We start from the raw sequence: 18,550 nt of genomic DNA on the forward strand, positions 1-18,550 counted from the left end.
GCAGGATTGACAGGCATCACCACGGTTGAACCGCATCCCCAGGCGACAAAGGTGGAGGGCGTCGTCGTCCAACGGCTTTCCATCGGTCCCTTGACGCTGGAAACGGGCGGTCACTTGCCCGACGTCGTACTCGCGTATGAGACGTGGGGCACCCTCAACGCTGATGCCTCCAATGCCGTGCTCGTCGAGCATGCGCTCACCGGCAGTTCCCACGTAGCCCGTGGGGAATCGACGGAAGACGGGTGGTGGGACGGACTGGTGGGACCGGGCCGCACCATCGACACTGACCGCTACTTCGTGGTTTCCATCAACATGCTCGGTGGTTGTTACGGGTCGACTGGACCTGCATCGCTTGATCCGGAGGGCAGGCCGTGGGGTTCGCGGTTTCCCTTCGTCACCATCCGCGACTCGGTGCGTGCCGAGGCGTTGCTTGCCGATCTGCTAGGGATCAGCACCTGGCATTCCGTGCTTGGCGGCTCGATGGGAGGAGCCCGGGCTCTCGAATGGGCGGTCACCCATCCCGAGAGAGTACGGAATTGCGCCGTCATCGCCTGCGGTGCGGCGAGCACAGCGGAGCAGATTGCCTTTGCGCAGGCGCAGGTTCAGGCCATCAGGCTGGATCCACGGTTTGCCGGCGGAGATTACTACGGATCTGCGGGTCCGGAGAGGGGCTTGGGGCTGGCACGGCGAATCGCGCATATCACCTACCGTTCAGAGGCGGAGCTTGGCCATCGGTTCGGACGGGCTGCGCAGGGGCTTGAGGAGCCGTTCGGGGCAGCCTTACCGCACGAACGGGGGCGTTACCAGGTTGAGAGTTACCTCGATCATCAGGCGGATAAGCTGGTTCGCCGGTTCGATGCCAACAGTTATGTGGTCCTCACCGAAGCGCTGATGAGCCATGACGTTGCCCGTGACCGTGGCAGCCTGACAACAGCCCTGGCGGACACGAAAGCGAAATTCTTCATCGCTGCGGTTGATTCGGACCGTCTCTACTGGCCGGCCCAGTCCTTCGAGCTGGCGTCTGCACTGCCGGGCAATGTGGCTGTCCATACCATTACCTCTCCTATTGGCCATGACGCATTCCTCACGGAGATCGGCCAGCTGGAACCCGCCCTGCACGCGGCCTTCTACGACGACGACGGCGCTGCTTAGCCCCGAAGGTTGGGTGGCCTTCTGTTCGGGCTGGCTCCATTCGGTAGTTAGAGCAACGCAGGAGCAACGGGAGTAGATGCTTCAAACGTGCTGCGAGGACCTGAACAGATCATCCTCGTCCGCTGTTGGGAAATGCCGGCAGGATGATCATCAGCCTCCGAGTCCGGATCCGAAATTGTCGGTGGTGGATGATTGAGTGTTTTGTATGGAGTTGGGGAGCGCGGAGGTTGGTGGGGACGCCTATGAGGCGGCTCTTGATGAGATGTATGCCGAGGCGTCTCGGGATTGGTCGGAGGATGATTTTGAAGCCGCCTTCGGCTGGGAGATCGACGGGCTGAACGCATCCGGCATCGATACGCATGCCCGTGCTGTGGTGGAGGAAGCTTCCCCGTATGAGTTGATGTCGCGGTTGATGGAAGCAACGTCCCCACATGCACGGCGGTCGCAAAGGTCCGGGCAACCGGATGCGGTGGGTCGGTGGCGGGTACTGAGTGACACCCTGGACATGCTGCGGGCTGCGGACCGGTTGGTTTCCTGGGTAGCCGCCCGGCGCGCCTGCCTGGTGGCGGATGTGTTCCACGAGGTGCACCGGGAGGAGGGCACCCGGACCGCAAGGTTGGATTCGCGGTTCAGTTTCACGCTGGCTGCGCAGGAGATCGCCCCACTGCTGCGGGTTCCCGCCCGAACCGCGCAGATGATGCTTGGTGAAGCGCTACGCCTAACCGAGAACCTGCCGGAAACGTGGAAAGCGCTCGATGACGGCAGGATCAGTCAGGTCCAGGCACAGGTCATCGTCGAGGAATCCGGGGCCATTCCAGCCGAGTCCCTGGCCGGATTTGAACAGACGATTCTGGAGACGGCAGGCGGGTTGACCCGGCCGAAGCTCGCTAGGCGTTGTCGGAGGTTGCGGGAGGAGCTGCATCCTGAATCGATCATCGAGCGGAAGGCTCGGGCGGTGCAGGACCGGGACGTGAGCGTGCAGCCGGAGCAAGACGGCATGGCATGGCTGGGCGCGTATCTGCCCGCGGAGCAGGCGCACGGAATCTTCAACCGGGTCGACGCCGCAGCCCGCTCACTGCAGGGACCCGAAGAGCTACGAACGCTATCGCAGCTGCGTGCCGATGTCTTTGCGGACGTCCTGACCCACACCTGCACCGGAAACCCGAAGAAGGGCACGGGGTACAGGGGTATTGGAGCGAATGTGTTCGTCACAGTCCCCGTCATGACGCTCCTGGGCCACCGTCGGGAAGACTGGCACAGTACCACCGAACAGAGTGCGAACCCGAAGCGAGGCGGTCTTCAGAAGGCACCGGCTTCCCTCAACGACACGGTTGTCGGTGCGGCTGCGAGTGTCGGCACCGGTTCGGATGCCACAGCGGCGGGCCCTGGTTCCGACTCCGGCTCCGGTTCCGGTTCTGGCTCTGACGCTCGTGGTAGCGTGCCCGACCTTGCTGGCTGCTCGAACGGGTTGCTGGACGGGTACGGACCGATCGATCCGGACACCGCAGCGAAACTCGCAGCCCACGCACCGAGTTTCACCAGGATTCTGGTTCACCCCGAAACAGGGGCAGTACTCAGCGTCGGCCGTGACAGATACCGCCCGCCCAAGCACTTGCAGGACTGGGTCCGGATCAGCAATCCCACCTGCGTTCATCCGGGATGTAATCGATCGTCCTGGTCCTGCGAAATCGACCATGTCGTCCCCTGGGCTCACGGCGGCCGCACCGAACTCGAGAACCTCAAACCCAGATGCAAGCTCCATCACAAGCTCAAAACCGAAGGCATCTGGCCTGCCGGCCAGGACGAGCAAGGCACACCACACCTCACCTCTATCGGCGGGCAAACCTACACCACCTTGCCTGAGCCCCCTCCGCCCTTCTAGCAGAACCCGCCCGTAACGCCGCACGCATATCCGCCCCCGGTAGTGGACACTTCTGGGTGTTTCACCGCGCCCGGTAGCGGGACAGGGTGCTTTTCCCTGCCCGGTGGCGGGACTTCAGGTGCTTTCGCTGCCCGGTAGCTAGACTCGGAGGCGTTTCACTGCGTCTGGCAGCAGGGACTCTCAAGACGTTTCTTCGCGCCCAGCGTCCGACCAACGGCAAGATCAGCTCGCAGCTCCGGGCGGCATCCCCGGCCCGAAGATCGGCGTCGGCTCCGGCCGTTTGGCCGTGATGCCGTCCCCGGAGGAACGGTGGCGGATCCGCCGCAACACCCACGGCACAAAGTACTCGCGCGCCCACACAAGGTCCTCACTTCGCGCTACCCGCCAGCTCTTCGGCGGCAAGGGCTTTGGTTCCAGCGGTCGCAGCTGATGACTGACGGCAAGAGTCTCCAGCACCATCATGGCGATCGTGTGATGTCCCAACGGAGAGAAGTGCAGCCTGTCCTCGGCCCACATCTGAGGGTTCACCAGTTGCCGGAGCGCCCACATGTCTGCGATGACGGCGTCGTGCCTGGCAGCGATGATGCGCAGGTTCTCGTTGAAGATCGCTGTCTTCGCACGGATTCCGCCCAGCACGGTGTCGCGCACGTCCGGCCCGGTGAACAGCACGACTGTGGCGCCCTGTGAACCCAGCACCTGTACAGCGCCGTCGAGCTTGGCCGCTAGGCGATCCGGGTCTCCTCCCGGCCTCAAAAGGTCATTCCCACCGGCCGAGAGGGTCACCAGATCCGGTTTCAGTGCGACGGCCGGTTCGACCTGCGTGTCGATGATCTGCTGCAGCAGCCTGCCGCGAACAGCCAGATTCGCATACGCGAAGTTGTCATGCCCCCGGCTCAGCTCTTCCGCCACCCGGTCAGCCCAGCCACGGAAGCCACCTGGACTATCAGGACTAGGATCACCGATCCCCTCGGTGAAGGAGTCACCGAGGGCGACATAACGGTTCCAGGGATGGGGGTATTCGTTCAACTCTTCCTGTGTCTCGGTCACTCCGCCATCCTGCCAAGCAAGGGCAGGCTACGCGAACGCTGGTTCCCGGCCGCCGGACGAATCATGCCACCATGGAGCAATGACCACTCTTCCCTCGCCTGACGGCAACGCTGTGCCCGCTTCCGGAAAAGAACCCGTCGTTGTCTGGTCGAAGCCCGAAGATTCACGTGCCGGCACCCCGCTGCTGGTGCTGCTGCACGGGCACATGGCAAACGAGGAAGACCTCATGGGCATCCTGGACTTCCTCCCCGATGAATTCACGGTGGCATCCGTCCGCGCACCGGTGGCACAGGGTCCAGGCTTCACCTGGTTCCCCCTGATGCAGGACACCGCATACTCCGTGGACAAGGTCACCGCAGCGGTTCAGGACGTCATTGACTGGGTGGACACCATCAAGGAACCCCATTCGAGCGTGACCCTGCTCGGCTTCTCCATGGGCATGGCGGTGGCGAGCTCCATGCTGCGGGCCCGCCCCACCGACTATGCCGCCGTCGTCGGGCTTTCGGGTTTTGTCGTGCCAGCTGAAGACAGTGGGTTCTTCAAAGACGAAGCGCTCGAAGCGAATCCGGTGCCATTTTTCTGGGGCCGCGACCAGGAAGACCCGGTCATCCCGTCCGATCGCATCGAGTTCACCCACGGCTGGCTGAACCGCCATACGAAGCTCACCAAGGTGCTCTACGCAGGGATGTACCACAGCATCAACGCCCAGGAGCTGGGTCACGTCCGGGAGTTTCTGCAGATGGTTGTGCCAGGGGTCAGCCGGACACCACGGTCACGGTAACGCCGTTGACGGTGACGGCGTCTCCGGCATGAAGCTGCCGTCCCCGGCGATCCTCAATTTCGCCGTTGACCTTCACCATTCCGTTCTCGATAAGTTCCTTGGCCTCTACGCCGTCCTCGGCAAGGTTGGCCAGTTTGACCAGCTGGCCCAGCCTGATCATTGAATCGCGGATCGGAACCTCAGTGTCTTTGCTCATAGTTCCATCATGCCTGCCCTCCGCACCTGCTCCTCGCGGATCAGTGACCTAGGGTTAACGGGTGTCTCGCGCCCGCCACCTTCCCGCCGTCGTCGGTCTTCCCTTGGCGGTCGCCGCCGGAGTGGCTATCCCGCTCCAAAGCAGGATCAACGGCGCCCTCGGACAAACCCTCAAGGACGGCCTTGCCGCCGCACTCATCAGTTTCGGAACCGGACTGGTGCTGATGATCCTCATCTCCCTCCTGCTGCCACGCGGCAGGGCGGGGTTCGCGCAGCTGATTCCCGCCGTACGGGAGCGCCGCTTTCCCCGCATCTACCTCGCGGCCGGCACCATCGGCGCACTGTTCGTTTTCTCGCAGGCACTCACCATTTCGATCCTCGGAGTGGCGCTGTTCACCGTTGCCGCCGTGATGGGCCAGACGCTCAGCGGGCTCGCTGTTGACCGGATGGGTATCGGGCCGGGCGGTCGACGTGTCATCACGCCGATGCGTGTGATCGGGGTAGCGCTGACCGTCGCGGCGGTCATCTGGGCGGTGTCGCCCCGGCTAGGAGAAACGGGCACGACGGCGGCACTCATCCTGCCGCTCCTGCTTCCCATTGCGGCGGGCATACTGGTGAGCTTCCAGCAGGCGATGAACGGAACAGCCGCCATGCAGTACGGCACTCCGATCACAGCGACGCTCATGAACTTTGTTGCCGGGTCGACGCTGCTGCTTGCTGCGTGGCTCGTGAAGCTGATCGCGGTTGGACCGCCTGAGCCGTTGCCGGGGGATTGGTGGTACTACCTCGGCGGGCCGATGGGGTGCGTTTTCATCGGGATCGGGGCGCTCCTCGTGCGGTCCCTGGGCGTCCTCCTCACTGGCCTCGGCATGATCGCGGGCCAGCTGCTGGGTTCGCTGGCACTGGACCTTGTGTTGCCGACGCCGGGTACGGTCGTCGTCTTCGCCACGGTTGCAGGGCCTGTCCTTGCCCTCGGAGCGATTATTTTGACAACCCTCCCCTGGAGCCGGGGCCTCCTTAAGCGCTCCTGATCGACCGCCTGGAGCAGAACGGGACGGGTCACCTGTACCGGTGAACCGTCCCGTCCTTGTCTTGCTGGTTCGTGTTACTGGTCAACCAGTTCGTCGTGATCGTGCTCCGGGTGGAGTCCGCCGCCGCTCTCCGTGCCGCCGCCCAGAGGGTTGCCGTCGAAGCTGGTCTTTTGCTTGAAGTTGCCCTTCACGTTGTCACCGACGCCGTTCACCGCCGTCGTATTTAGGGCGTAGGTGAGCGTTAGGTGGGCGATGGCATCGCTCATCTGGTCCAGCGACTCAATGCTGACGTTGCCGGTGTCGTCGCACGCAGCGTGGTAGCAGGCATCGTAGGGTGCCCCTGCAACGCCGCCGAACAGCATGGCTTGTTCCTCAGTCTTGACGCCCTCAGCGCCCGTGAAGAGCCCCCCGGCGGGGACACCCTGCGCGATGAAGGGCCCATAGTCGCTGCGGCCGCTGAATGCTGTCTCCCCGGAGGGGAGTCCTTCCGCGGCGAAGTAGTCGTGGAAGTCCTGTTCGATTTGCCCCGATCCTGCCGGTCCCGCAGCAGCGCCGGGCCCGACGGGGAAGGCGGAATTGTCGCCGTCATACACGAAGCGGCCGAAGTTCGGCGAGCCGATCATGTCGAAATTCAGGTACAGGCCGACCTTGGCCAACTCGCCGGACGCCACAGCACCATTGACATAGTGGTGTGCGCCCAGCAGTCCTTGCTCCTCTGCACCCCACCAGGCGAAACGGACCTTGTTGGCGGTTTGGACCTTGCTCATCGATTCCGCGACGGCGAGGATTGCGGCGCTTCCGGTGCCATTGTCATTGATACCGGGACCCGCCTGCACGCTGTCGAGGTGCGCTCCCACCATCACAACGTTGTCGGCATCTCCGGACGCGGTCTCAGCGAGCACGTTGGCGGTCTTCCGGTTCTCCGAGATGGTGTCGGCCGCGACCCGGCCGGTGACACCGTCACCCATCAGGCCGACACCGACGTCGTAGCTGGCCCCAAGCACCGGAATGGTGATTCCCGGAGCGCCCAGCGTACCGGCGATCGGGCCTGTGCTGCCGGCAAGCCCCGTGTTGAAGATGACGACGGCGGTGGCGCCGGCTGCTGCAGCATTGCTTGCCTTCTGAGCAAAGGGACAGCTTCCTCTCTGTACCAATGCAATTGAGCCGGTCGGGAAACCTGCGAAGTCGGCGGCTTCGCAGCCGCTGGTGTTACCGGCTCCAACGGCGCCCGTAGTGTCCACTGTCGTAAAGGAGCCGGTAACGTCTCCGGCGCCGGAGTAGGTCATGGTGGCGAAGGTACCAGCCGGGTAGTTCACCGCGGTGGGGCTGACCTGTGTCAGGACGGAAGGGCTCAACTCCTGGAAGTAGGGGAACGTGAATTCCTGCACCGTCGGGGTGTATCCGGCAGCCTGCAGTTTTCCAACGACGTAGTTCACTGATTCGTCGTAGCCGGCGGTGCCGGATGCGCGGGTCCCGCCGTGCGCCACCGCAACGGAATCCAGGGCATCGAGATGGCCGACCACCCGGTCAACCGTGACGGCGTTGCGCAGTTTCTGGGAAGTGTTGTTGTTGCTGTTCTCGTGGGTTGGCACGGCGGTTGCTGCCAGCCCGGCCGAAGCGACAAGCGCAAGCCCGCCAGCAAAAGCCAGGGATGCACGCCCAAAATGGGCGCGCTTGTAGAGAGCGTTAGGGATCACCGTTGTTCCTTCTGTCGCACAGATGTGCCTGCGGTCGCGGACACTAGAACCCCTGTGGCGCGGATCACGCCACAGGGGTTCGCTCAATGTATGGATAGTCCTCGCACCGCGTCAAGGGACCGGTACGGGCAGGGGAAAGGGTTGTGGCGAAGCGCGGCTGAGGGGCGTAGGGTCGGAATCCCGAACCGGGTATCCAGTTCTACGCAAAGGAGAACTCCATGGGCCTGAGCAACATCATTCGAAGCGCTGCCAGCCAGTTGGGCGGCAGGTCAGGCGGCACCACCCGGCGCACGCCTCGGACCGGCAGGATGTCCACCGGACGCGGTATGTCCACTGGACGCGGCGGAGTCAACAGGGGTGGCACGGGAGGCGTGGGCGGAATCCTCCGCAGCATCCTCAACCGGCGCTAAACCCCAGGCACCGGCGGTGGGCCGCCCAACCTCGCTTGGGAACCCACCGCCGAACTGCCGCGTCGGCGCTGCTTACGATTGGCGCCGCTTACGGTCGGCGCCGCTTACGATCGGCGCTGCTTACGATCGGCGCTGAATGGAAAGGGCGCCGGAAAGTCATAGTGCCAGGATCAGGACGCGGTCCTGACCACCAAAACGTCACATGGTGCGCCGTGGACAACACTGCTTGCGACGCTACCCAGAACGCGACCCAGGCCCTTCATCCCGACATTGCCGACCACCAGCAGCTGGGCGTTGGAACTCTTGGCTTCTTCGACCAGCGCGTCCTGTGGTTTCCCGCGGCGGGCCGCCGGACGGATTGAAAGGCCGGAATGATCTGCACGCAGCTGCTCTGCAACGCGTCCAGCCAGCGACAGGGCGCGCTCGGCGTCGTCGAGGATGTAGGTGTCGCTCCCGATCTTCACGATCTCCGTGTTGTCCTGCACATGCGCACTCAGCACGACGAGCTCGGTCCCCAGGCCACTAGCCAGTTCGGCCGCCCGGGTAGCGGCCTTGAAAGCCGTGTCGCTACCGTCGACTCCCACAAGAACAACTCCTGCCATGGTGCATCCTCCTTGATACGCGACACCGTCGGTGCGGTGTCTGGAAACTGGACCCGAGGGTTTGCACCCCGGACCGACATCCTTACCAGTATGGGAGACGAATCATTCCCGGACCGCATTCCGGGAAGCAATGTCCGGTGATCTGCCGCTGGGCATGACGTCTGGCGGGCGTCGCCGTCGACGTGGTTTCGGTAGGCTAAGGTGGTACCTTCGCCCGCCCGCATTCGGCGCGGCAGCTCGCGCTCAATCGCCGTCTGCTGCGCTGTCCGGCGGCACGTCGACGACCGCACCCAGCGGCCTGTCCAAACATGTAGAGGATGGCATTCATCGTGGCCAAGCAGGTTTCCGCCCTGGACCCAATCATTTCCCTCGCCAAGCGGCGTGGCTTCGTTTTCCAGGCCGGTGAAATCTACGGCGGCTCGCGGTCCGCCTGGGACTATGGTCCACTCGGAGCCGAGCTGAAGGAAAACATCAAGCGCCAGTGGTGGCAGTCGATGGTCAGGGGCCGTGAAGACGTCGTCGGCCTTGATTCCTCAGTGATCCTTCCCCGCCAGGTGTGGGAAGCGTCCGGCCACGTCGAGGTTTTCTCGGACCCGCTGGTGGAGTGCCTGTCCTGCCATAAGCGCTACCGCGCGGATCACCTCGAGGAAGAGTACGAGGAGAAGAAGGGCCGGGCACCCGAGAATGGTCTCGCCGATATCGCCTGCGCCAACTGCGGCACCCGCGGCCAGTGGACCGAGCCGCAGGAATTCTCCGGTCTGCTCAAGACCTTCCTCGGCCCCGTCGCCAACGAGGAGGGCCTGCATTACCTGCGCCCCGAGACGGCCCAGGGCATCTTCGTGAACTTCAACAACGTGCTCACGACCTCCCGCAAGAAGCCGCCGTTCGGCATCGGCCAGATCGGCAAGAGCTTCCGTAACGAGATCACCCCCGGAAACTTCATCTTCCGCACCCGCGAGTTCGAGCAGATGGAAATGGAGTTCTTCGTCGAGCCCGGCACCGACGACGAGTGGCATGAGTACTGGATCAAGGAACGCTTCGACTGGTACACGGGCCTTGGCATCAATCCGGACAACCTGCGCCTCTTCGTCCACCCGCAGGAGAAGCTGAGCCACTACTCAAAGGGCACCACCGACATCGAGTACCGGTTCGGGTTCCAGGGCTCGGAGTGGGGCGAGCTCGAGGGCATCGCCAACCGCACCGACTTCGACCTCTCCACGCACTCGAAGCACTCGGGCACCGACCTGAGCTACTTCAACCAGGCCACCAATGAGCGCTACACCCCGTACGTGATCGAGCCTGCCGCCGGCCTGACCCGGTCCTTCATGGCGTTCCTCGTGGACTCCTACGCCGAGGACGAGGCACCCAATGCGAAGGGCGGCGTCGACAAGCGCACAGTCCTGAAGCTCGACCCGCGTCTCGCGCCCGTCAAGGCCGCCGTACTTCCGCTGTCCCGCAACGAGGACCTTTCACCCAAGGCGAAGGACCTCGGCGCGCAGCTCCGGAAGAACTGGAACATCGACTTCGACGACGCGGGCGCCATCGGCCGCCGCTACCGCCGCCAGGACGAGATCGGCACCCCTTTCTGCATCACAGTGGACTTCGACACCCTCGAGGACCAGGCCGTCACCATCCGGGAGCGCGACACCATGGCGCAGGAGCGGGTATCGCTGGACAAGGTCGAGGGCTACCTCGCGCAGCGGTTGGTGGGCGCCTAAGTGGCAATCCAGTACCGCCCCTGGCGTGAAGGCGACGACCTCGAACTCGTGCAGCTGTGGGGCGGGCCTGAAAGCCCGCCGGCAGAACAGTCCCGCGCGCTGTTCCGGCCGTCGTCGGACTCCCCATGGCTGCGCTGCATCGTCGCTGAGGACACCGTGGACGGCGTAGCGGTACCCGTAGCCGCCGGCTACGTATTCGAGCCGAAGCTTCACAACCGGCGGTTGTGGGCGTACGTCGAGGTCGGCAAGGACCACCGCCGCTCCGGCATCGGCGCCACCCTCCTCGGGATGCTTCGCCACGAGGCCGGCAGGTCGCCGTCGGGCGTGTCCACCCTGCGCGCCAAAGTGGTGCCCGGCTCCGGCGGCGCGGCGTTCGCTGAAGCTGCCGGACTCCGCGGGATCCAGCGTTCCCGGATTGTCGAGGTGAACCCGGGTGCGCTCGCCGTTCCGAACTTCACGGACGACGACGGCCCCCAGCTTGAGGAAGCAGCCACCGGTTCCGTAGAGCTCACCAGGGCAGTGACCGAGTGGTACAACGCGGTACACGCCTGGGACCCCGCCGACATGTCTTTGGGTCAGGCGCAGCAGTTCCTGCTCGCCGACACCGCCGGTGCCGGCGGAGCTGTCGTACTGCGGGATCGGCCGAAGAGCGCCGGCGGCAAGATCGCCGCGTTTGCGCTGAGCTACACGCAGAGTCGGACGGATGCCCCGGCCGATGTACTGATCGGTTACGACACCACCCTCCAGCCCAGCGAACAGAGCGCTGCCGTGGCGTCCCTGCTGGCGATGCTGGTGTACCAGTACCCGGTCCAGGTGGAGGTGGATGACTCCATGGCAGCGTTGGTCGAAGTGCTGGATCCCCTTCTGGCCACCGGATCCGCTGAGGTCGTAGCCGAAACCCGGGTCGTCAGCGACTGACGTCCCGGGTGGGCGGTGTTACAGCACCACCGCAAGCGGGGAGGGCTGGGCGGCCAGTTCGGCCGCCCGGCGGAGGTGCCTCGTACGTACCGGAGCGCCGGTGTCCCGCGCGAAACCGTCCAGCAGGTACGACACCGCGAGGTCGTGCCAGAGGGGGAGTTTCGTGACCATGAAGTGGCCGGCTCCCGCGATGGTGACGTAACGGACGTCGTCGGCGATGCCCTGGAGTCGCTGCGCGTAGAGCAGTGACTGGTGCGGCGAGGTCCAGGTGTCTGCATCGCCGTGGGCAATCAGAACACGCCGCCCGGCCAGATGCTGCACCGGCGTCGTGCTGTCCACCCATGGAGCAAGTGCGACGACGGCGCGAACCAGGGGATCTTCCGCTGCACACAGCGCTGTGAGGCCGCCCATCGAGTGACCCAGGAGATATACCGGCAGGCCGGGATGCTGTTCGTGAATCCGCTCGAGCGCCCACCGCGCATCACGCAACGGGGACATCAGCTCGCCGTTCCATCCGCGCACACTGTTGAGCAGGTTCCACGTCTCCAGGCCGGCAGAAGAACCCCACGCATGCAGTTGCCGCGCAATGGGAACCATACGTGCCGGGCTCAGGTGCCGCGGCCTGACCGGTTCGAAGCTGTTCGCCCGTCCGCCGTGCAGCACCAGTGCAACGCCGCGGGGCTCCGCAGCCGCCGGACGTACCCTCACTGTCGGGGCATGCGCTGTTGCCTCTGCCACAGCGTCGCGGGCCTCACTGAACCTTCTCATCACCGAACACGCTCCTCATGTTCAATAGCGCGGGCATCGAGCGCCGTATCCATATAACGCACGAGCCGTCCGGCAGCTTCCCGGGAGCACCTGAGTAGAATCCTCGGGGGTTATGTAGCGGATGGTGACTTCCATCTGTCGGCAGCACAACAACAGCAAGGGACGGGTTCTTGGGCCACAGCCATATCCACCACTCGGATGCAGCCGGATCGGCGGCTCCCACCCCTGAGCAGAATGCGGCCCTGGCAGGTACCCGCAGGCGCGCGAACTTCCTTCTCGCCGCCATCCTGGTTCCGCTGGGAGTGATCACGCTGATCGGCATGATGCTGCTGTGGCCGAGCGGCGACAGGTCAGACATCACAGTAGCGAACCCGCTGGCCACCGCGGCCGGCACGTCCATGGACGTAGGGACGGTCCAGCGTGTTGTGCTTGAGGATTGCCCCTCCTCCCAGCCGACTGTCGACGCCGGCGGGGAGGCCCAGCAGTGTCAGGTCGCCTACACCCAGCCCGACGCCGGCGGCTCACCCGTGCCGGTGGAACTGAACCCGGAGGTTGCCCGCTCCGGGCAGGTCGACGCGGGGGATTCAATCCGCTACCTGAATCTCGAGGAGGTCGTTACCGCATCCGGTGCCCCGTACATCTTCGTTGATTTCGTCCGCACGCTGCCGGTAGCGGCGCTCGCGGTGCTCTACGCCGTCGTCGTTGTTTCCGTTGCTCGCTGGCGCGGACTGCGGGCGATCATCGGACTGGTGGGCGCGCTGTTCATCCTCGCCCAGTTCATGCTGCCCGGGCTGGTCGAGGGCAAGCCGCCGCTGCTGCTGGGCCTCGTGGGCTCGGTGGTGATCATGATCGGGGTGCTCTACTTCGCGCACGGTTTCTCCGCGCGAACGTCGACAGCGCTGCTGGGCACAATCTTTGGGTTGGGGATCACCGCGCTGCTCGCAGCGTGGGCGACTGACACCGCGAATCTCACCGGTGTGGGAAGCGACAGTTCGAGTGCGCTCATCAACGCCTCGCCGGAAATATCGCTCTCCGGAATCATTCTGTGCGGGCTGATTATTTCCGGGCTCGGTGTCCTCAACGACGTCACCATCACGCAGTCGTCGGCCGTCTGGGAGCTGTATGAGATTGCGCCGCACACGTCCACGCGACGGCTCTTCACCGGTGCCATGCGTATCGGCCGCGACCATATCGCCTCGACTGTCTACACGATCGCTTTCGCGTATGCCGGGGCCGCGCTGCCGCTGTTGATCCTCGTGTCCCTGCAGGATTCCTCCCTCATGACCACACTGACCAGTGGAGAACTCGCCGAGGAGGTGGTGCGGACCCTGGTGGGCTCGATCGGCCTGGTGCTCGCTATCCCGGTCACCACGCTCATTGCCGTTCTGGTGGTCAAGGCGGTCGGCGTCCGCGCTTCCAACTACCCGTACGACGACGACGTCACGCCCGCCGTGCTCGCATCTGGAGAATCCGGGGTGGTCGGCGCAGTTCCTGCAGCGCCGGGAGCGGCGGAGGGTCTGCCGAGCCGGCGGGCCCTGCGCGGGCAGAACTCCCGCTAATCCGTCACGGCACCTCGATTTGCCCCGCCTTGCGACAATGGACGGGTGAGCATTGCACCAACAAGTACCGCCACGCGGCTCGACCTGCCGCCGCTTCGCCTGGGCGGGATCACCGTGGATACTCCCGTGGTTCTCGCTCCGATGGCGGGCATCACCAATACCGCGTTCCGTAGGCTCTGCCGCGAATACGGAGGCGGCCTGTACGTCTCCGAGATGGTGACTTCGCGCGCCCTGGTTGAACGCAACCCGGAGTCGCTGCGCATCATCTCGCACGATGACGATGAGAAAGTCCGCTCCGTCCAGCTGTACGGCGTGGACCCCAAGACGGTTGGCGCCGCGGTGCGCATCCTCGTCGAGGAAGACCGCGCGGACCACATCGACCTCAACTTCGGCTGCCCGGTTCCCAAGGTCACCCGGAAGGGTGGGGGAGCGGCGCTGCCCTGGAAGATCGACCTCTTCACCTCCATCGTCCAGACGGCCGTCCGGGAAGCCTCACGCGGGGATATCCCGCTGACCATCAAGATGCGCAAGGGCATCGACGAGGACCACCTGACGTTCCGCGAGGCAGGGAAGATCGCGAGGGACGCGGGCGTGGCCGCCGTCGCGCTGCACGGACGCACAGCCTCCCAGTTCTACTCCGGTAAGGCTGACTGGACTGCGATCGCGGAGCTTCGCGAGGCACTGCCGGACATCCCTGTCCTGGGCAACGGCGACATCTGGAGCGCGGAAGACGCCATTCGGATGGTGCAGCAGACCGGCGTTGACGGCGTCGTCATCGGCCGCGGTTGCCAGGGAAGGCCCTGGCTCTTCGGTGACCTCATGAACGCGTTCGAGGGCAGCGACGAGCGGCACAGGCCCGGCCTTGGCCAGGTGGCGGACACGGTGTACCGGCACGCCGAACTGCTGGTCGACACCTTCGGCAACGAGATGATGGCGCTGCGCGACATCCGTAAGCACATGGCCTGGTACTTCAAGGGGTATGTGGTCGGCGGAGACCTGCGGGCCGCGCTGGCGACTGTGCCGACCCTGGAAGTCCTGCGCGGACTACTGGACCAGCTGGACCGGACCTCCCCGTATCCTGGAGCCGACGCCGAAGGACCGCGCGGACGGGCCGGTTCCCCGAAGCGCACTGCACTGCCTGACCGCTGGCTCGAAGCCCGCCAACTGAACGCTGATCAGCAGGCGGACATCGCAGCGGCGGAGGTTGATGTCTCCGGTGGATAGGACAGGGAACTACGTGCAGAACTCGAGCGACCGGCAGGACTCACCGATCACTCCCGGCTATTCAGACGCCGACATGCAGCGTTGGGTGGATGAGCCGCCCAAGAGCCTCCACCGCACCCACTTCGAGCGCGACCGGGCGCGCGTACTGCACTCCTCCGCGCTACGCAGGCTCGGAGCGAAGACCCAGGTGGTTGCACCCGACACGGACGACTTTGTCCGCACCCGCCTCACCCACAGCCTTGAGGTGGCCCAGGTCGGCCGCGAGCTGGGCCGGTCCCTCGGCTGCGACCCGGACATCGTCGATGCAGCCTGCCTTTCCCACGATCTCGGCCACCCGCCCTTCGGGCATAACGGTGAGGCTACGCTGAACGACCTCGCCCACTCGATCGGCGGGTTTGAAGGCAATGCCCAGACCCTCCGGCTGCTGACCCGGCTCGAGCCGAAGGTCATCCGGGCTGACGGTACTCCCGCCGGCCTCAACCTCACCCGTGCCAGCCTCGACGCCGCCTGTAAGTACCCCTGGACGGCCCCGGACGCGCCGGTCATCCATGGGCACCGCACATCGAAGTTCGGCGCCTACGAGGACGATCTCCCGGTGTTCAACTGGCTGCGCCAGGGAGCGCCTGCCGGCCGGTCCTGCCTTGAAGCGCAGGTCATGGACCTCGCGGACGACATCTCCTATTCGGTGCACGACGTCGAGGACGCCATTGTCGCCGGCCACTTCCAGCTCAAGTGGATGGACAACCCGGATCACCGCGCCCGGGTGGTGGGGTACACGCAGCAGTGGTACCTGCCGCACTCGGACCCCGCCGCCGTCGACGCCGCCCTTGCCCGACTTGAAGCGACCGACGTCTGGGTGCGCGAAGCGGACGGCAGCCGGAAAGCCATGGCTGCCCTGAAAAACATGACCAGCCAGCTCATCGGCCGGTTCTGCCTCAGCGCGCTCGAGACGACCCGCGGAATCTACGGCACAGACCCGCTGACCCGGTACGCGGCAGAGATGGTGGTCCCGGAGGACACCGTGACCGAGATCGCGGTCATGAAGGGGCTCGCCACAACCTACGTGATGACCAGCGTCCATCGCCAGCCCATCTACGAACGGCAGCGCGAAGTGCTGTCCTCCCTCGTCCAGCAGATCGCTGCCGCCGGTGACCGTCACCTTGAGCCGATGTTCGCCGCGGACTGGCGCCAGGCCGATGACGACGACACACGCCTCCGCGTCGTCATCGACCAGGTCGCATCCCTCACAGATGCCTCCGCGCTCGCGCTGCATGAGAGGGTTGTGGGGCCGGTCCCCGCCCTCTGGTAGAGGGTGTTCACAGGCAGGCCGGTCCGACACCGCAGGGCGGTACCCCGACACTAGACTGGATGGCATGGCCGGACTCATCAAGCGTGAAGATATCGATGAGGTTCGCCAGCGCACCGACATCAAGGAAGTAGTCGACGGCTACGTCACGCTGAAGTCTGCCGGCGTCGGTTCGTGGAAGGGGCTCTGCCCGTTCCACGACGAGCGCTCGCCGTCCTTTCATGTTCGTCCGCACATGGGCTCGTACCATTGCTTCGGCTGCGGCGAGGGCGGGGACGTCATCTCCTTCGTCCAGAAGATGGACCACACCTCGTTCGCTGAGACCGTCGAGAAGCTCGCTGCCCGCATCGGCTTCGAGCTGCGCTACGAGGACGGCGGAACAGGCCCCCGACGCGAGGACGCCGGAAAGCGCCAGCGCATGCTGGACGCGCACAAGATTGCCGCCGAGTTCTTCAGGGACCAGCTGCTCACTCCCGAGGCCGCGACGGGGCGGTCCTTCCTGCAGGAGCGGGGCTTCGACCGGACCGCCGCGGAGCACTTCGGGGTGGGTTACGCACCGCAGGGCTGGGACGGGCTGCTCAACCATCTGACGGGTCGCGGGTTCACGCTCGATGAGCTGAAGCTGACCGGCATGTTCAGCGCCTCCTCGAACAACGCAGGCCGGCTCTACGACCGGTTCCGCGGAAGGCTGATGTGGCCGATCCGCGACATCACCGGAGACACCGTCGGCTTCGGAGCCCGCAAGCTCTACGAGGACGACCCGGGGCCAAAGTACCTGAACACGCCCGAGACCAGTCTCTACAAGAAGTCACAGGTGCTCTACGGCATCGATCTTGCCAAGCGGGAGATTGCAAAGTCCCGGCAGCTCGTGGTGGTGGAGGGCTACACCGACGTCATGGCGTGCCACCTGGCGGGCGTGGGCACCGCGGTCGCCACGTGCGGTACAGCCTTCGGCGCCGAGCACATCAAGATCGCCCGGAGGCTCCTGTCCGATGACGGCACCGGGGGAGAGGTGATCTTCACCTTCGACGGCGATGCCGCGGGCCAAAAAGCCGCGCTGCGGGCTTTCGAGGAAGACCAGCGGTTCAACGCCCAAACCTACGTCGCCGTCGGGGCAGGCGGCGCCGACCCCTGCGAGCTTCGGCAGACGGCCGGGGACCAGGCGGTCCAGGATCTCATCAGTACTCGCCGTCCGTTGTTCGAGTTTGCGATCAAGGCATCCTTCGACCAGTTTGATCTGACAACAGGTGAAGGGCAGATGAAGGCTCTTCGGCACGCGGCTCCCATCGTGGCGAACATTCGCGACGTCTCGCTCAGGTCCATCTACACGCGGGAGCTTTCCCGCTGGCTGGGCATGCAGTTCGTGGGCGAGGACCAGGTGGCGCGCGCGGTGGCGTCCGCTGCGAAGCGCGCGGCGCAGCCGGCACCGGAGCCCCAGGGAGAGGGCCGCCGTCGTACCGGCGATGGGCAGCAGGGCGACTGGGGGGAGCGCACCGGGGCCCAGCCCGGGCAGGGCGCTCCCGGCGCTTCCACGGGCCAGGGACGCAATTCCGCCGGCGACCAGGCCCGGGTGGAGGAGGTGCCCCAGTTCCGGCGGCCTGATCCCCGTGACCCCGTGGCACGGATGGAGCGGGAGGCGCTCGAGGTGGTCCTGCAGTACCCGCAGCTGCTCGATGGCGCCCAGTGGGAAAGGTTTGGAGATTCGCGGTTCTCCGTTCCCGCCTACGCTGCGCTGCACGACGCCGTCCGGGCGGCTGCGGCGAGCAGTTCCCAGGATCCGAGTGCCACGTCCAACTGGGTGGAAAGGGTGCGCCAGGAGGTTCCCGAGGTGCTGCGCGGGTTTGTGAGTGAGCTGGCCGTGACCCCGCTGCCCGCAAAGGACGCCGATGCCCTGGCCATGTACTGCCGTGACATCCTCAACAGGCTCTCCGAGCTGCGCATCACCCGACTCAAGGCGGAGAAGCTGAGCGCACTTCAGCGGCTCGATCCGGCATCGGACCCCGCCCAGTTTCAGCAGCTGAACCGTGAGCTGATGGAGCTTGAGATGGAGCGCCGCGCCCTGCGATCCGACTAGCCGGCGCTCAATTTCACTTCGCCACAAATCCTATGTAGAGTTGTTCCTGCTGCTTTCCCCCGTAGCTCAATTGGCAGAGCATTCGACTGTTAATCGAAGGGTTACTGGTTCAAGTCCAGTCGGGGGAGCAAATAGGCTCCTGACCTGCGGTTTCGCCGGTCAGGAGCCTTTCTTCTTGTGCAGGGT

General features: G+C 65.1%; 16 protein-coding genes and 1 tRNA gene. 12 read left to right on the top strand and 5 right to left on the bottom strand.

The genetic code is table 11. The features are described from left to right. Nucleotides 1–15 precede the first annotated feature (15 nt). Nucleotides 16–1,152, top strand: a complete 1,137-nt coding sequence (gene metX / locus AC5RU3_RS14880) for a homoserine O-acetyltransferase MetX (protein WP_493966129.1) — start codon at nt 16–18, stop codon at nt 1,150–1,152. 205 nt (nt 1,153–1,357) lie between these two features. Beyond that, nucleotides 1,358–3,034, top strand: a complete 1,677-nt coding sequence (locus AC5RU3_RS14885; protein WP_493966066.1) for an HNH endonuclease signature motif containing protein — start codon at nt 1,358–1,360, stop codon at nt 3,032–3,034. 222 nt (nt 3,035–3,256) lie between these two features. Here AC5RU3_RS14885 and AC5RU3_RS14890 read toward each other — a convergent pair whose 3' ends face one another. Continuing rightward, on the bottom strand, nt 3,257–4,081 hold the full coding sequence (locus AC5RU3_RS14890) for an SGNH/GDSL hydrolase family protein (RefSeq protein ID WP_493966067.1): 825 nt from the start codon (nt 4,079–4,081) through the stop codon (nt 3,257–3,259). 79 nt (nt 4,082–4,160) lie between these two features. Between AC5RU3_RS14890 and AC5RU3_RS14895 the strand changes: the two genes are divergently transcribed. After that, nucleotides 4,161–4,862, top strand: coding sequence for an alpha/beta hydrolase (locus AC5RU3_RS14895; protein ID WP_309072428.1), 702 nt, complete (start codon nt 4,161–4,163; stop codon nt 4,860–4,862). On the opposite strand, the gene AC5RU3_RS14900 is transcribed toward AC5RU3_RS14895, so the two are convergent. Continuing rightward, nucleotides 4,837–5,058, bottom strand: coding sequence for an RNA-binding S4 domain-containing protein (locus AC5RU3_RS14900; protein ID WP_309072429.1), 222 nt, complete (start codon nt 5,056–5,058; stop codon nt 4,837–4,839). The genes AC5RU3_RS14895 and AC5RU3_RS14900 overlap by 26 nt on opposite strands. A 61-nt stretch (nt 5,059–5,119) precedes the next feature. Here AC5RU3_RS14900 and AC5RU3_RS14905 point away from each other — a divergent pair, with 61 nt between their 5' ends. Continuing rightward, complete coding sequence (locus tag AC5RU3_RS14905; RefSeq protein WP_309072430.1) at nt 5,120–6,088, top strand: DMT family transporter; 969 nt, start codon at nt 5,120–5,122, stop codon at nt 6,086–6,088. A 74-nt stretch (nt 6,089–6,162) separates the two neighbouring features. Here the strand turns inward: AC5RU3_RS14905 and AC5RU3_RS14910 are convergent, their stop codons facing one another. Further along, nucleotides 6,163–7,785, bottom strand: coding sequence for a M28 family peptidase (locus AC5RU3_RS14910; protein ID WP_493966068.1), 1,623 nt, complete (start codon nt 7,783–7,785; stop codon nt 6,163–6,165). Between the two features lie 218 nt (nt 7,786–8,003). On the opposite strand from AC5RU3_RS14910, the gene AC5RU3_RS14915 reads away from it, so the two are divergent. Further along, nucleotides 8,004–8,195 (top strand): hypothetical protein, encoded by a 192-nt coding sequence (locus tag AC5RU3_RS14915; RefSeq protein ID WP_309072432.1) that lies wholly within the window; start codon nt 8,004–8,006, stop codon nt 8,193–8,195. Between the two features lie 170 nt (nt 8,196–8,365). Here the strand turns inward: AC5RU3_RS14915 and AC5RU3_RS14920 are convergent, their stop codons facing one another. Beyond that, nucleotides 8,366–8,797, bottom strand: coding sequence for a universal stress protein (locus AC5RU3_RS14920; protein WP_309072433.1), 432 nt, complete (start codon nt 8,795–8,797; stop codon nt 8,366–8,368). Nucleotides 8,798–9,123: 326 nt separating this feature from the next. Between AC5RU3_RS14920 and AC5RU3_RS14925 the strand changes: the two genes are divergently transcribed. Together AC5RU3_RS14925 and AC5RU3_RS14930 are read left to right on the top strand one after the other, a co-directional pair. After that, on the top strand, nt 9,124–10,515 hold the full coding sequence (locus AC5RU3_RS14925) for a glycine--tRNA ligase (RefSeq protein WP_309072434.1): 1,392 nt from the start codon (nt 9,124–9,126) through the stop codon (nt 10,513–10,515). Next, a complete protein-coding gene (locus AC5RU3_RS14930; protein ID WP_493966069.1) occupies nt 10,516–11,433 on the top strand; it encodes a GNAT family N-acetyltransferase in 918 nt (305 codons plus the stop codon). It abuts the gene before it with no gap. 18 nt (nt 11,434–11,451) lie between these two features. Here AC5RU3_RS14930 and AC5RU3_RS14935 read toward each other — a convergent pair whose 3' ends face one another. Beyond that, nucleotides 11,452–12,201, bottom strand: a complete 750-nt coding sequence (locus AC5RU3_RS14935; protein ID WP_493966070.1) for an alpha/beta hydrolase — start codon at nt 12,199–12,201, stop codon at nt 11,452–11,454. Between the two features lie 170 nt (nt 12,202–12,371). Between AC5RU3_RS14935 and AC5RU3_RS14940 the strand changes: the two genes are divergently transcribed. The 5 genes from AC5RU3_RS14940 (at nt 12,372) to AC5RU3_RS14960 (ending at nt 18,492) form a co-directional block, all read left to right on the top strand. Further along, on the top strand, nt 12,372–13,760 hold the full coding sequence (locus tag AC5RU3_RS14940; RefSeq protein WP_493966071.1) for a YibE/F family protein: 1,389 nt from the start codon (nt 12,372–12,374) through the stop codon (nt 13,758–13,760). 45 nt (nt 13,761–13,805) lie between these two features. Further along, complete coding sequence (dusB, locus tag AC5RU3_RS14945) at nt 13,806–14,984, top strand: tRNA dihydrouridine synthase DusB (protein ID WP_309070271.1); 1,179 nt, start codon at nt 13,806–13,808, stop codon at nt 14,982–14,984. A 13-nt stretch (nt 14,985–14,997) separates the two neighbouring features. Continuing rightward, nucleotides 14,998–16,293 carry a deoxyguanosinetriphosphate triphosphohydrolase gene (locus tag AC5RU3_RS14950; RefSeq protein WP_375164440.1) on the top strand — a complete coding sequence of 432 codons (1,296 nt, stop codon included), beginning with the start codon at nt 14,998–15,000 and terminating at the stop codon, nt 16,291–16,293. A gap of 64 nt (nt 16,294–16,357) precedes the next feature. Then, nucleotides 16,358–18,364, top strand: a complete 2,007-nt coding sequence (gene dnaG / locus AC5RU3_RS14955) for a DNA primase (RefSeq protein WP_458116829.1) — start codon at nt 16,358–16,360, stop codon at nt 18,362–18,364. Between the two features lie 55 nt (nt 18,365–18,419). Continuing rightward, nucleotides 18,420–18,492, top strand: a tRNA-Asn gene (locus AC5RU3_RS14960). The last annotated feature ends 58 nt before the right edge of the window (nt 18,493–18,550 follow it).

Source organism: Arthrobacter sp. MDB1-55 (assembly GCF_059092925.1).